A 12,411-nucleotide genomic window follows, 5' to 3' on the forward strand; every position below is an offset into this window, starting at 1 on the left:
GACGGGCGACTCCGGGTTCCGTCCCGCAAGCTGTTCCGCTGAGCGGCACGCCTGATTGTGGCGGAGAAGACAGGTGGAGAGACTGTCGATATGACAGAGAAGACCATGCTCACCGCCGCGATAGTCGGGTCGGGAAACATCGGCACCGACCTCATGTACAAGCTCGAGCGCAGCGAGTTCATCGAGCCCAGGTGGATGATCGGTATCGATGCGGAGTCCGAGGGGATGAAGCGCGCCGCAGACCACGGACTGACCTGCATGTCCGGCGGGGCCGATGAACTGCTGGCCGCGATCGAGGCGGGAGGCGAGAAGCCCGACCTGCTGTTCGAGGCCACCAGCGCCTACGTCCACAAGGCCTACGCGCCCCGCTACGAAGCCGCGGGCATCACCGCCATCGACCTCACCCCCGCCGCGGTGGGTCCGATGGTCATCCCGCCCGCCAACCTGCACGACCACGTCGACGCGCCGAACCACAACATGGTCACCTGCGGCGGCCAGGCCACCATCCCGATGGTCCACGCGGTCTCCTCGGTCGTCCCGGTGGAGTACGCGGAGATCGTCGCCTCGGTCTCCTCCGAGTCGGCGGGGCCGGGCACCCGCGCGAACATCGACGAGTTCACCGAGACCACCAAGCTGGCCATCGAGAAGGTCGGCGGCGCCAAGCGGGGCAAGGCGATCATCATCCTCAACCCCGCCGAGCCCCCGATGATCATGCGCGACACCATCTTCTGCGCGATCCCCTCCGGCGCCGACCAGGACCTCATCACCACCGCCATCCGCAAGCGCGAGAAGGAGATCCAGGAGTACGTGCCGGGGTACCGGCTGCTCCAGGAACCACAGTTCGATCCGCCCACCGAGATCACCGGGGGGATGGCGCGTGTCGCCATCTTCGTCGAGGTCGAGGGGGCCGGGGACTTCCTGCCGCCGTATGCCGGGAACCTCGACATCATGACCGCCGCCGCCACCAAGGTCGGCGAGGACATCGCCCGGACCCGGCTCGGCAGGACCGAGCCCACCACCACGCTCGGAGTGTGAGGACCATGGACAGGACCAACCCGTACAACGCAGACGCTCGCGCGTACAGCCCTGAACTCGACATCCGCATCACCGACTCATCGCTGCGTGACGGCTCGCACCACAAGCGGCACCAGTTCTCCGTCGACGACGTCCGTGAGGTCGTCGCCGCACTCGACGGGGCCGGGGTCCCCGTCATCGAGGTCACCCACGGCGACGGCCTCGGTGGTGCGTCCTTCAACTACGGCTTCGCCAAGTCCTACGACCAGGACCTCATCAAGGTGGCGGCCGAGACCGCCACGCAGGCCAAGATCGCGTTCCTCACCCTGCCGGGACTGGGGATCAAGGACGACATCCTGGCCGCGCGGGACAACGGCGGGTCGATCTGCCGGGTCGCCACCCACTGCACCGAGGCCGACGTCTCGATCCAGCATTTCGGATACGCCCGTGAGCTCGGGTTGGAGACCGTCGGGTTCCTCATGATGAGCCACACCCAACCCCCGGAGGTGCTCGCGAAGCAGGCCCGCATCATGGCCGACGCGGGGTGTCAGTGCGTGTACATCGTCGACTCGGCGGGCGCGCTCGTCATGGACCAGGTGTCAGACCGGGTCGCCGCGCTGGTCGCGGAGCTCGGCGACGACGCGCAGGTCGGCTTCCACGGGCACGAGAACCTCGACGTGGGCGTCGGGAACTCGATCATGGCCATCCGCGCCGGCGCGCAACAGATCGACGGTTCGACCCGCCGCTTCGGCGCCGGCGCCGGCAACACACCCGTCGAGGCGCTGGTGGGCGTGTGCGACAAGCTCGGCATCACCACCGGCGTGGACTTCTTCAAGATCGCCGACGCGGCCGAGGACGTGGTGCGGCCGCTCATGCCGACCGAGTGCGTGGTCGACCGGTCGGCGTTGATGCTCGGATACGCGGGCTGTTACTCGTCCTTCCTCAAGCACGCCGAGGGGCACGCGAACCGGTACGGCGTGCCGTCATCGGAGATCCTCATCCGCGCGGGCGAGCGCCGCCTGGTGGGCGGACAGGAGGACCAGCTGATCGACATCGCGCTGGAGATCCAGAAGGAGCAGGCGGGCGTCTAGGCCGCATCAGTACAGAACGCGGCAGTTCGTCGACGGTCCCGTCAGGTGCCGTTCGTGGTGTGCCCCTGCGCCCAGTCCACGATCGGTCCGAGGGTGGACTCGTCGACGAACTCCACCCGCTCGCGATTGAGCAGGAGGCGGGCCATCGGTTCGTCCGGTGTCTTGCGCAGTTCCCTGCGCAGCGCGGCCATGAGCACGCGGTCCACCCACCGCAGCCGGTCCGGGTCCAGGTCGCCGCGCAACTGGAAGACGGTGACCTCGCGACCGGAGGCCGCCACGAGTTTCTGTGCGAGGGTGCCGCGACCGGGGTCGTCGGCGGGGGACAGGGCGACGACGACGAGGGCCGCGGGGCCCGGAGCCGAGCGGATCGCCCGGATGATGCGTCGCCGACCGAGGATCGTCGTGACGTATTGAGGTGCGAGGACGATCAACGGGTCGGCGGCGGCCGCGTCCCCGATCGAGGCGAGATCCACGGCGCGCGTCCCGATCTTCTGGGCGAGAGCGTCCGCGTACCTCTGAGTGGAGCCGTATCGGGAGGTGAAGGCGACGACAGGGTGGTTCACACCCTGGAGTCTGTCACTCGGAGTACGAGACCTCGACGCGATCGGTCTTGGGCAGGAGCTGGCAGCTCAGGACGTACCCCTCCTCGACCTCCTCCGGGTCGAGGATCCCGTTGTGGATCATCTCGACCTCGCCGGACTTGAGGATGCAGGCGCAGGCCGAGCACTCGCCCTTGCGGCAGGAGAACGGCGCCTTGATCCCCTTCGACAGCAGGACGTCGAGCAGCGGGGTGTTGCGGGGCCATGAGATCTCGTGGGTCTCGTCGTCGAGCTCCACGATCGCCGTGGCCGGCCCGGCGCCGTCGTCTCCAGGCGAGTCGTCGATCACGATCTCGGCGAACGGATCGCCCTCGATCGAGGAGAACGCCTCGGTGTGGATGAGGTGCATGTCGGCACCCGAGCGGCGGAGCCCGTCCTTGACGGTCTCCATGAACGGCGCCGGGCCGCAGATGTACGACTGGCGCTTGGCCGCCACCGGGTGCAGGAGATTGCCAATCATCTCGGGGGAGGGGATGCCCGACACCGACTCGAGCCAGTGGAGCACGGTGAGCCGATCGGGGTTCTCCCGCTGCAGGGCCTGCAGTTCGTCCTTGAAGATCACCGACTTCTCGTCACGGTTGGCGTACACCATGGCGATGTGACCGGTGCCCTGGGCGAGCGCCGACTTGAGGATCGACATGACCGGGGTGACCCCGGAGCCGGCGGCCAGGAGGATGAAGTCCTGGTCGAGGTTCTTGGGCGTGAAGATGCCCGACGGGGCCAGCACGTGCATGGTCATGCCGACCTCGGCGTTGTCACACAGCCAGTTGGATCCGTACCCGTCGACCGTTCGCTTGACGGTCACCTTGAGTCGGGAGTCCTCGGTGGGGGAGCTCGAGAGCGAGTAACAGCGCGCCACGGACCCGGTCTTGTCGCTGGGGATCCGCAGGGTGAGGAACTGTCCGGGGGTGTACCGGAAGTCCTCCTCGGCACCGGCGGGGATCTCGAAGACGATCGACTTGGCGTCGGCGGTCTCCTCGATCACCTCGGCGATCGAGAGTTCGCGCACGAAAGAGCCGAGTTGTGGGGTGGCGGTCATGGATTGGGAGCCTATCGCTTGAATGCGGCGGGGCGGGAGATCACTCCCGGACGTCTTACTCTGGGACGTCTCACTCCGGGACGTACAGGGGGTTGACCATGTGATCGGCGTCAGCAGGATCCACGCCGTCGGCGAGGGTGATCAGACCCTCCGCGTAGGCGTACCGGATGCTCGCGAGCATCCGGGGGCAGGTGTCCTCGCCCTGCGGCCGCTCGCCGCCGTCCCGCCATTCGGCGAGGACGGGGCACGCGCGGTCACTGCTCGCGGTCCACTGGATGGAGGTGTGCTTCTCGCTGTTCTTCCGGACGGACACACAGGTGCCGCACGCACGGCACTCGACGGGGTGGAAACCCGCTCGGGTGTAGGTCTCGCGGTCCAGATCGGTGTCACCGTGCAGTCGCGCGGCGCGCGCCGGGTCGGTCTCGTCCCAGGTGGGCGCGCGCCGCGAGTCGTGTTGCTTGAACATCACTTCTCCGCGCGGGAGGCGCTCGCTTCCCCGGCGACCTCGGCCATGCCGGTGTACTGGGTCTGCTCGTCCGAGATCTCGGCCTCACCGGCCTCCTGCTTGCGCATGTTCTCGGCGACCTCGCCCTCCCAGTACTGGTTGGCGGCGGTGGTGTCGACCTCGAACTCGAACCGCTCCTGCATCTCGGGCTCGACCTTGTCGCGGTCCACGTAGAACTGCTCGTACCACCGGCGGAGCTGGTAGACGGGACCGTCCTCCTCGCACAGGAGCGGGTTGGCGATCTGCGACTTGCGCTGCCAGATGCGGACGTCCTGGAGGAAGCCCTCGCCGAAGAAGGTGGCGATCTTCGCGGCCATCTTGGCGGCCGTCGCGTCGTCGAAGCCCGCCGGCTTCTTCACCGACAGCCCGTACATCAGCACGAACGAGTTCTGGTCGATCGGGTAGTGGCAGTTGATGAGGATCGCTTCGGTCTCGAAGTCCCCGTACATCTGCTTGAGGGGGTTGATCATGTACGCCGGACCGAAGTAGGACGCCTCGGACTCGAGCAGGGTGTCGCCGTACTTGCCGCCCGTCGGGTCGTGGTCCGGCCGGCCCTTGGTGTTGAGGTACTGGGTGGCGGTCTGACCCTCGAAGACGTTCTTGAAGTACGTGGGGAACGCGAAGTGGATGTAGTAGAAGTGGGCCATGTCGACCACGTTGTCGACGATCTCCATGCAGTTGGAGCCCTCGATCACGAGGCGGTTCCACTCCCAGTCGGTCCATTCGCCGGTGCCGTACTCCGCGATGACCGGGATCGCGTCCTCGTCGAGGGGCGGGTTGCCCTCGTGGTCGTGCCAGACGAAGACCTGGCCGGACTGGATGTTGGTGATCCAGGCGCGGGTCCTGGCGCGCAGCGGGACGCGCTTGGCGTAGGGGATGCCCTTGCACTTGCCGTCACCGCCCCACCGCCAGTCGTGGAACGGGCACGCGATGTTGCCGTCCTTGACCTCGCCGTCGGAGAGGTCGCCGCCGAGGTGCCGGCAGTAGGCGTCGAGGACGTTGATCTCACCCTCGTCGTTCGCCCAGACGACCAGCTTGGTGCCGAAGGCCTGGATGGAGTGGGGGGCGCCGTCGCTGAACTCCTTGACGGTGCCGATGCAGTGCCAGCCGCGCGCGTAACGATCCCGGGTCTCGCCCGTGTCGATCTCGCGGACAGCTCCGGGGGCCGAGCCGTGTGCGGTCATGATGATCCTCCTGAGGGCGTGAGCCGGATGAGAACAGGTTATAGAATCGGGATGCCGGTCACAACCAATCCCTGTCGGCGCTGGCACGGGGTGCCATAGCCTGAGTTCCGGGCGGTTCAGTCTGGTGGAAAACTGTAACGTGTTCTAGTCTAAGGCCAAGCGGCCCACAAAAGCCAGAGAGGGATCACATGAGCGAGCACGCCAACCACGAGGTCATCGACCGGATCAAAGCACTGCTGCCCGGTTTCGCCGAGCGTGCGCAGGAGACCGAGGACCTGCGCAGGGTCCATCCGCAGAACATCGCGGAGCTCGACGAGGCCGGCTTCTTCAAGCTCTGTCAGCCCGCCCAGTGGGGCGGGTACGAGGCGGACATGGAGGCCTTTTACACCGCCGCCATGACCATCGCGACGGCCTGCCCGTCCACCGGGTGGTGCGCCAGCATCCTGGGAATCCACAACTGGCACCTGGCCCTGTTCCCGCAGCAGGCGCAGGAGGACGTGTGGGGCTCGGACACCACCGTCCGCATCTCGTCGTCGTACGCCCCGATGGGCGCGGCCACGAAGACCGACGACGGGTTCCTCCTCAACGGCAAGTGGTCCTGGTCCTCGGGCTGCGACCACGCCGACTGGGTGTTCGTGGGCGGTCCCGTGCTGGACGGCAACGGCAAGATGATCGACTTCTGCACCTTCCTGGTGGAGAAGTCCCAGTACGAGATCCTCGACGTCTGGCACGTCGCCGGACTCAAGGGCACCGGGTCGAACGACATCCTGATCAAGGACGCCCTCATCCCCGCGCACCGCGTGCTGTCCTTCGGTGACATGGCCAACACGACCAGCCCGGGGCTGGAGGTCAACACCAACCCGATCTACCGCATGCCGTGGGGCACCATCCACCCCACCACCATCTCCACCCCGATCGTCGGCATGGCGTTCGGGTGCTACGAGGTGCACCGCGAGCACCAGCGCGCGCGGGTCCGTGCCGCGTTCGGCACCAAGGTGAAGGACGACCCGTTCGCGAAGGTCCGGCTCGCCGAGGCCGCGGGTGACATCGACGCCGCGTGGCTGCAGCTCATGCGGAACGTCCGCGAGGAGATGGACCTGATCAAGGCCGGCGACGTCCCGGGTATGGACATCCGCACCCGCGCCCGTCGGGACCAGGTCCGCGCCACCCAGCGCTCGATCGACGCGATCGGGCTGCTGTTCCAGAACTCCGGCGCCCGCGCGCTCGAGGACACCTCGCCGATCCAGCGCTTCTGGCGCGACGCCAACGCCGGTCGGGTGCACGCGGCCAACGAGGCGACCAAGGCGTACATCATGTACGGACAGAACGAGTTCGGTGAAAAGGTCACGGATTCGATGGTCTGATCCGCCCGAGCGGATCGAGAGGACTGACTTGGCATGGCAATAAGCAACTTCGGATACGTGCGGATCTACGCCACCGACATGGACGCCTGGCGCGAGTACGGCACCAAGGTGCTCGGATTCGTCGAGGGCAAGGGCGACGACCCGGATGCACTCTACTTCCGTATGGACGAGAACCCGCACCGGTGGATCATCGTCCCCGGACCGGAGGACGCGCTCGCCGCGGTGGGCTGGGAGTGCGCGAACGAGGCGGAGCTCGACGATGTCAGGCGACGTCTCGACGCGGCCGGGGTGGCCTGGCAGGACGCCCCGGACGAGGTGAAGCGGGACCGCAGGGTTCGCGGACTGATCACCTGCCAGGACCCCGCCGGGTTCACGCTGGAGATCTACCACACCATCGCGCTGCAGCACCGCCGCATCCCGACGCCCTACGGTCACGAGTTCGTCACCGGCGACCAGGGGGCGGGCCACATCGTGCTCTCCACCCCGGACGAGGTGGCGGCGCTCGAGTTCTACCGGGACGTCCTCGGGTTCGCCCTGCGCGACTCGATGAGTCTGCCGCCGGAGATCGTCGGACGCCCGGCCAACGGGGAGCCCGCGTGGTTGCGCTTCCTCGGCTGCAACCCGCGCCACCATTCGCTGGCGTTCACGCCGTTTCCCAACCCCACCGGCATCATCCACCTGATGGTCGAGGTGGCGTCGGCCGACGACGTGGGGCTCGCGTTGGACCGCGCACTGCGCAAGAAGGTCAGGATGTCGGCCTCACTCGGCCGGCACGTCAACGACAAGATGCTGAGCTTCTACATGAAGACGCCCGGTGGGTTCGACTGCGAGTACGGCTGCGAGGGCGTGCAGGTCGACGATTCGGACTGGGTGGCCCGGGAGTCCACGGCCGTGAGCCTGTGGGGCCACGACTTCTCCGTCGGCTTCAAGTAGAGGCCTAGGCTGGTTTCCCGGGCAGCAGGGTTGTCGACCAGCTGAGCCCGGGACGCCCGATGACGCCCGCGCACGACCGAGTCCAGGGAGGACCGACTTCAGATGAGCAGCACCGACCACCCCCCGGAGGGGCAGAGCTTCTCCAACCGGGAACTGCGCGACGCGCTCGGCCAGTTCTGTACCGGGATCACCGTCATCACGGCGGTCAGGGACGACGCGCCGGTCGGGTTCGCCTGCCAGTCCTTCTCCGCGCTCTCCCTCGAGCCGCCCCTGGTCCTGTTCTGCCCGATGAAGACGTCGGGGTCGTGGAAGGGGATCGAGGCGGCCGGCAGGTTCTGCGTCAACATCCTGTCCGAGGAGCAGGAGGACGTGTCCTCCACGTTCGGCCGTCGCGGCGACGACAAGTTCGCCTCGATCGACTGGTCGCCGAGCCCGCTCGGCTCGCCGGTCATCGACGGCGTGATGGCGTGGCTGGACTGCGAGATCGACCAGGTCCTCGACGGCGGCGACCACTGGATCGTCCTGGGGCGGGTCGCCCACCTCGGACCGACGGAGCGGGACGTCCGACCGCTGTTGTTCTACCGCGGCGCCTACCTGAGTATCGAGGAAGACGTCGTGGATCCGACGCCCGAGCAGGAAGAGCTCGAGAACTTCATCACCTCCGCCGACTCCTACACGTGGCTGTGAGCGGCACGGTGGGGGAGAGCGCTGTGGGGGAGAGCGCTGTGGGGGAGAGCACGGTGGAGGAGGACCCGGTGGAGGGGGCCGGGGCGACCGGCCCGCTGGCCCGCGCCCTGGCCGAGGCCGAGGAGATCATCCGGTCGGCGCCGCACGTGCGGACCGAGGCGGACGTCGCGGAGGGGCTCGACTACCTGCTCGGGACGATCCGCGGCGCCATCGAGACCGGCCAACACCGCGGGCGCAGTCACCCGCAGCTGTTCCAGGCCACGGGGCCGTACACCAAGATGGGCCTGGACAACCCGGACACGCTGTACTTCTACGCCAACCTCACCGACGGCGCCGAGTACGTCATCGAGGGCCGGCGCGGCACCACGGCGGACCTGTCGTTCCAGGTCATGGCCGGGACGTATTCGGCCGACGAGCGCGCCGCGTCGCACGCGGCGTTCGACGACCGTGCGTTGGAGATCGACGCCGACGGCCGGTATCGCTTCCGATTGGGACCGGCGAGGTACGACGACGACGAGGGCGACGCCGCCTACGTGGTGCTCCACCCAGGATCGTCCATGATCGCCGTCCGCGAGGTCTACTCGGACTGGAGCCGTGAGGTGGCCGGGTCGGCGATCCTGCGGAGGGTCGACACGGTGGGCACCGCGCCGGAGCCGGTGACGCTCGCCGGTCAGGAGAAGTTCTACGCCAAGCTCGCCGAGGCGCTCATCGGGCGGTTGCGGACGTGGCTGGCGTTCCCCGAGTGGTTCTTCGGGGACCAGGTCCGCAACACACTGAACGAACCGCGGCAGACCCCCGGCGGCCTCACCACGCAGTTCTCCTCCGCGGGCGTCTTCGAGCTCGGTCCGGACGAGGCCATGGTGATCTCGGTGCCCGTCGCCGGGGCGCCCTACCAGGGCTTCCAGCTGGGCAGCATGTGGTACGCCTCGCTCGAGTACGTGCACCACCAGACCAGCCTCACCGCCGACCAGGCGCACGTCGGCGCGGACGGGATGATCCACCTCGTCGTGGCCGACCGCGATCCCGGTCTGGCCAACTGGATCGAGACCCTGGGCCACCGCGAGGGCATCATGCAGTTCCGCTGGCAGCGGGTGAGCGAGCCCGTCACGCCGGAGCTCGGCCCCTCGGTGAAGGTGGTGCCGTTCGACCGGCTCGCCGACGAGGTACCCGGGTACGACGACCAGCGGGTGACCGCCGAGCAGTGGCGCGAGCGGATCGCCGCGCGGCAGGACGCGTTCGCGCGGAGGGGGCTGTCATGACCGGGTCGGCCGTGAGCGACACGGAGCGGGTGCACGTCGGCACCGTCGAGGACCTGCACGCAAGCGCCTCGCGGGCGATCGGGTTGGAGGACTTCGGCGACGGCGAGGACCGCCACCGCGAGGCGCTGGGCGTGCTGCTGGACTCCCTACACTCCGACGCGGGCCTCACCCCGGCGGGGAGCAAGTACTGGCGCTCCGTGCTCAAGGGCGCGATGGTGGCGCGGCTCGTCTCACAGGCGGGCTTCTCCGCGGACCCGGCCCAGGCGGACGTCGAGATCGAGCGGCCCGTCGTCGTCACCGGGCTTCCCCGCACCGGGACCACGGCGCTGCACCGGCTCCTCGGAGCCGACCCCGCCAACCAGGGGCTGGAACTGTGGCTCACCGAGGTGCCCAAGCCCCGGCCGCCGAGGGAGCAGTGGGAGGACGATCCCACCTACCGCGGCCTGCGTGACCTGTACGCCGGGTTCATGTCGGAGAACCCCGACTACGGAGGGGTGCACTACATCTCCGCCGACGACCTGGAGGAGTGCTGGCAGCTGCTCCGGCAGTCGGCCACGGCCGCCTCGTACGAGTGCCTGGCCAGGCTCGACGGCTACTCGCGCTGGCTCGAGGGCGTGGACTGGGTGCCCGCGTACCGGCGGCACAAGCGCAACCTCCAACTGATCGGGGCGGACGACCCCGGGCGGCGCTGGGTCCTCAAGAACCCCAGCCACCTGTTCGCGCTCGACGCGCTGCTCGAGGTGTACCCCGACGCCGTGGTGGTGCAGACGCACCGCGATCCGCGGAAGTCGATGGCGTCCATGTTCTCGCTGGCGCACCGGACCGCCGCGGACTGGTCGACCCGGTTCACCCCGGAATACATCGGCTCCTCGCAGCTCGACCTGTGGGCGCGGGGCGTGTCCGAGTTCGACGCGGTGCGCGCCCGGCACGAGGCCGACCCGGGCTCGCGGGCGACGTTCGTGGACGTCAACCACCGGGAGCTCATCGAGGACCCGGCGGGAGTGGTCGAGCGGGTGTACTCCGCGGTGGGCACCGAGCTCGACGAGGGCGTGCGCGAGGCGGTCGAGGCGGAGAACGCCCGGAGTCTGTCCGGCGACCGGGCGCCCGCACACCGCTACACGCTCGCCGACTACGGGCTCAGCGAGGACCAGGTCGCCGAGCGGTTCGACGGCTACCGGGGCCTGGAGGGCTAGAGGTACTGGACTAGAGGTACCCAGGTCAGAGGTACGCCCGCGCCGCCTCGATGATGCGGTCGGCGACGTCCTCCTTGCACACGAGCAGGTCGGGGAACTCGTTCTCCTCGACGTTGTAGACCAGCTCGGAGCCGTCGAGTCGGCTGGCGTGCAGTCCGCGCTGGCGTACCACCCCGTACGTGGCGGCGGAATCCCACTGGTGGTGGCCGCTGGTGTGGATGTAGGCGTCGCACTCGTCCTCCACCACGGTGGCGGTCTTGCCCCCGCCCGAGCCGAGGCGGGTGAGGGAGGCGCCGAGGGTCTCGGCGAGTTCTTCCGCGAACGCCGGGGGATCGGCCTCCGAGACGGCGATGCGCAGGCGGTCGTCCTCGCGCGGGGGGACCAACGGGCCGGGGTGCGGCCCGCGGATGATGGAGATCGGCTGATAGGTGGTGGCACCACGGCCGGTGATCACCCGCCCGTACGCGGGCATGGCGATCGCGCAGGCGGTGATCCCGCCGGTGCCGTCGGGGCCGCGTTCCCACAGGGCCACGTGCACCGCCCAGTCGGGGCGGCCCTCGGTGCGGTACGAGCTCACGCCGTCCAGCGGGTCGATCATCCACACGCGGTCCGCCTCGAGGCGGTCGCGCGAGTCCGGGTTCCATTCGCCGAAGACGAGGTCGTCGGGGCGGGCCACCGCGAGCCGGTCCAGGATCACGGCGCGGGCCTCCCCCTCGGCGAAGTCGCCGAGTTCCTCCGGAGCGACACGGGACACCCGCAGGTCGGTGAGCAGCCGTCCGGCCTGTGCGGCCAGGTCCTCGGCGAGTCGTTGGTCGTTGGTCCGTCCGTGCTCGGGGAAGGGGCTCATGCAGGTGATTCTAGAGGCCCGCGGCCACCTCGAGCGCCGTCAGGATCTCGTGGGGTTGGCCGAGCAGTTGAGCTGTGCCGTGGGCCCGCTTGAAGTACAGGTGAACGTCGTACTCCCACGTGATCCCGACCCCGCCGTGGAGCTGGATGGCCTCGCCGGTGATCCACTGCAAAGCCTCGGAGCAGTACACCTTGGCCGCGGCGGCCTCGATCTCCGCGGCGTAGGCGGCGTCGTCGAAGTCGGGCCCGTCCCCGAGGGACTGCGCCTCGGCGACCATCGCCGCGGCCGAGTAGGACAGCGACGCCGCGGTCTCGGCCCTGACGTACATGTCGGCCATGCGGTGCTTGAGGGCCTGGAACGAGCCGATGGTCCGGCCGAACTGCGTGCGCTCCTGCGTGTACTGCACAGTCGCCTCGAGCGCGGCTCGCGCGGCGCCGACCTGCTCGGCCGAGATCGCCGCCCACCCCGCTGCGCGGAGTCGGGCCAGGAAGCTGGGGCGGGTCGGGATCGGGGTCGCGGTGACGGAATCGAACTCCACGCGCGCCATCGTCCGCGTGGGGTCCATGACGGGAACACGGGTCACGGTGACGCCGGGGGTGCCGGCCGGCACCTCGAACAGGCCCACGCCCCCGCCCGAGATGGCGATGACGAGCAGCGTGGAGGCGGTGTCGGCGCCCAGGACGTGGTGGGCCGTGC

13 protein-coding genes are annotated in these 12,411 nt (G+C 68.8%); 7 read left to right on the forward strand and 6 right to left on the reverse strand.

Going from position 1 to position 12,411, the window contains the following annotated elements:
- Nucleotides 1–90: 90 nt before the first annotated feature.
- Entirely contained in the window at nucleotides 91–1,035 is a 945-nt protein-coding gene (locus tag G6021_RS13415) for an acetaldehyde dehydrogenase (acetylating) (RefSeq protein ID WP_182641499.1), read from the forward strand.
- Nucleotides 1,036–1,040: 5 nt separating this feature from the next.
- Nucleotides 1,041–2,105 carry a 4-hydroxy-2-oxovalerate aldolase gene (gene dmpG, locus G6021_RS13420; protein ID WP_182611030.1) on the forward strand — a complete coding sequence of 355 codons (1,065 nt, stop codon included), beginning with the start codon at nucleotides 1,041–1,043 and terminating at the stop codon, nucleotides 2,103–2,105.
- Between the two features lie 41 nt (nucleotides 2,106–2,146).
- On the opposite strand, the gene G6021_RS13425 is transcribed toward dmpG, so the two are convergent.
- The 4 genes from G6021_RS13425 to G6021_RS13440 all read right to left on the reverse strand — a co-directional run bounded on the left by G6021_RS13425 (nucleotide 2,147) and on the right by G6021_RS13440 (nucleotide 5,432).
- On the reverse strand, nucleotides 2,147–2,668 hold the full coding sequence (locus tag G6021_RS13425) for a flavodoxin domain-containing protein (RefSeq protein WP_182641500.1): 522 nt from the start codon (nucleotides 2,666–2,668) through the stop codon (nucleotides 2,147–2,149).
- A 13-nt stretch (nucleotides 2,669–2,681) separates the two neighbouring features.
- The gene (locus tag G6021_RS13430; RefSeq protein ID WP_182641501.1) at nucleotides 2,682–3,743 is read right to left on the reverse strand and encodes a ferredoxin--NADP reductase; all 1,062 of its coding nucleotides are present in this window, start codon (nucleotides 3,741–3,743) and stop codon (nucleotides 2,682–2,684) included.
- Nucleotides 3,744–3,813: 70 nt separating this feature from the next.
- Nucleotides 3,814–4,209, reverse strand: a complete 396-nt coding sequence (locus G6021_RS13435) for a hypothetical protein (protein ID WP_182611033.1) — start codon at nucleotides 4,207–4,209, stop codon at nucleotides 3,814–3,816.
- The gene (locus tag G6021_RS13440) at nucleotides 4,209–5,432 is read right to left on the reverse strand and encodes a Rieske 2Fe-2S domain-containing protein (RefSeq protein ID WP_182641502.1); all 1,224 of its coding nucleotides are present in this window, start codon (nucleotides 5,430–5,432) and stop codon (nucleotides 4,209–4,211) included. The genes G6021_RS13435 and G6021_RS13440 overlap by 1 nt, the downstream gene beginning before the upstream one ends.
- A 188-nt stretch (nucleotides 5,433–5,620) precedes the next feature.
- Between G6021_RS13440 and hsaA the strand changes: the two genes are divergently transcribed.
- The 5 genes from hsaA to G6021_RS13465 all read left to right on the forward strand — a co-directional run bounded on the left by hsaA (nucleotide 5,621) and on the right by G6021_RS13465 (nucleotide 10,868).
- Nucleotides 5,621–6,796: a 3-hydroxy-9,10-secoandrosta-1,3,5(10)-triene-9,17-dione monooxygenase oxygenase subunit gene (gene hsaA, locus G6021_RS13445; RefSeq protein ID WP_182641503.1), complete on the forward strand. Its 1,176-nt coding sequence runs from the start codon at nucleotides 5,621–5,623 to the stop codon at nucleotides 6,794–6,796.
- Nucleotides 6,797–6,829: 33 nt separating this feature from the next.
- Complete coding sequence (gene hsaC, locus G6021_RS13450) at nucleotides 6,830–7,729, forward strand: iron-dependent extradiol dioxygenase HsaC (RefSeq protein WP_182641504.1); 900 nt, start codon at nucleotides 6,830–6,832, stop codon at nucleotides 7,727–7,729.
- Between the two features lie 102 nt (nucleotides 7,730–7,831).
- Nucleotides 7,832–8,416 (forward strand): 3-hydroxy-9,10-secoandrosta-1,3,5(10)-triene-9,17-dione monooxygenase reductase subunit, encoded by a 585-nt coding sequence (gene hsaB / locus G6021_RS13455; RefSeq protein ID WP_241730852.1) that lies wholly within the window; start codon nucleotides 7,832–7,834, stop codon nucleotides 8,414–8,416.
- Between the two features lie 68 nt (nucleotides 8,417–8,484).
- Nucleotides 8,485–9,675 (forward strand): hypothetical protein, encoded by a 1,191-nt coding sequence (locus G6021_RS13460; RefSeq protein WP_182641506.1) that lies wholly within the window; start codon nucleotides 8,485–8,487, stop codon nucleotides 9,673–9,675.
- A complete protein-coding gene (locus G6021_RS13465; RefSeq protein WP_179524544.1) occupies nucleotides 9,672–10,868 on the forward strand; it encodes a sulfotransferase in 1,197 nt (398 codons plus the stop codon). The genes G6021_RS13460 and G6021_RS13465 overlap by 4 nt, the downstream gene beginning before the upstream one ends.
- A gap of 25 nt (nucleotides 10,869–10,893) precedes the next feature.
- Here G6021_RS13465 and G6021_RS13470 read toward each other — a convergent pair whose 3' ends face one another.
- Together G6021_RS13470 and G6021_RS13475 are read right to left on the reverse strand one after the other, a co-directional pair.
- Nucleotides 10,894–11,715 (reverse strand): inositol monophosphatase family protein, encoded by an 822-nt coding sequence (locus G6021_RS13470; RefSeq protein WP_182641505.1) that lies wholly within the window; start codon nucleotides 11,713–11,715, stop codon nucleotides 10,894–10,896.
- A gap of 10 nt (nucleotides 11,716–11,725) precedes the next feature.
- Nucleotides 11,726–12,411: acyl-CoA dehydrogenase family protein (locus G6021_RS13475; RefSeq protein ID WP_277817949.1), on the reverse strand; the 686-nt coding region annotated here is incomplete at its 5' end.

This window comes from Dietzia sp. CW19 (assembly GCF_014145265.1).
Classification (GTDB): domain Bacteria; phylum Actinomycetota; class Actinomycetes; order Mycobacteriales; family Mycobacteriaceae; genus Dietzia; species Dietzia natronolimnaea.

Coding starts and splice junctions, on each gene's coding strand:
- G6021_RS13415 (WP_182641499.1), top strand. CDS start 91: ATGACAGAGAAGACCATGCTCACCGCCGCGATAGTCGGGTCGGGAAAC.
- dmpG (WP_182611030.1), top strand. CDS start 1,041: ATGGACAGGACCAACCCGTACAACGCAGACGCTCGCGCGTACAGCCCT.
- G6021_RS13430 (WP_182641501.1), bottom strand. CDS start 3,743: ATGACCGCCACCCCACAACTCGGCTCTTTCGTGCGCGAACTCTCGATC.
- G6021_RS13435 (WP_182611033.1), bottom strand. CDS start 4,209: ATGTTCAAGCAACACGACTCGCGGCGCGCGCCCACCTGGGACGAGACC.
- G6021_RS13440 (WP_182641502.1), bottom strand. CDS start 5,432: ATGACCGCACACGGCTCGGCCCCCGGAGCTGTCCGCGAGATCGACACG.
- hsaA (WP_182641503.1), top strand. CDS start 5,621: ATGAGCGAGCACGCCAACCACGAGGTCATCGACCGGATCAAAGCACTG.
- hsaC (WP_182641504.1), top strand. CDS start 6,830: ATGGCAATAAGCAACTTCGGATACGTGCGGATCTACGCCACCGACATG.
- hsaB (WP_241730852.1), top strand. CDS start 7,832: ATGAGCAGCACCGACCACCCCCCGGAGGGGCAGAGCTTCTCCAACCGG.
- G6021_RS13465 (WP_179524544.1), top strand. CDS start 9,672: ATGACCGGGTCGGCCGTGAGCGACACGGAGCGGGTGCACGTCGGCACC.
- G6021_RS13470 (WP_182641505.1), bottom strand. CDS start 11,715: ATGAGCCCCTTCCCCGAGCACGGACGGACCAACGACCAACGACTCGCC.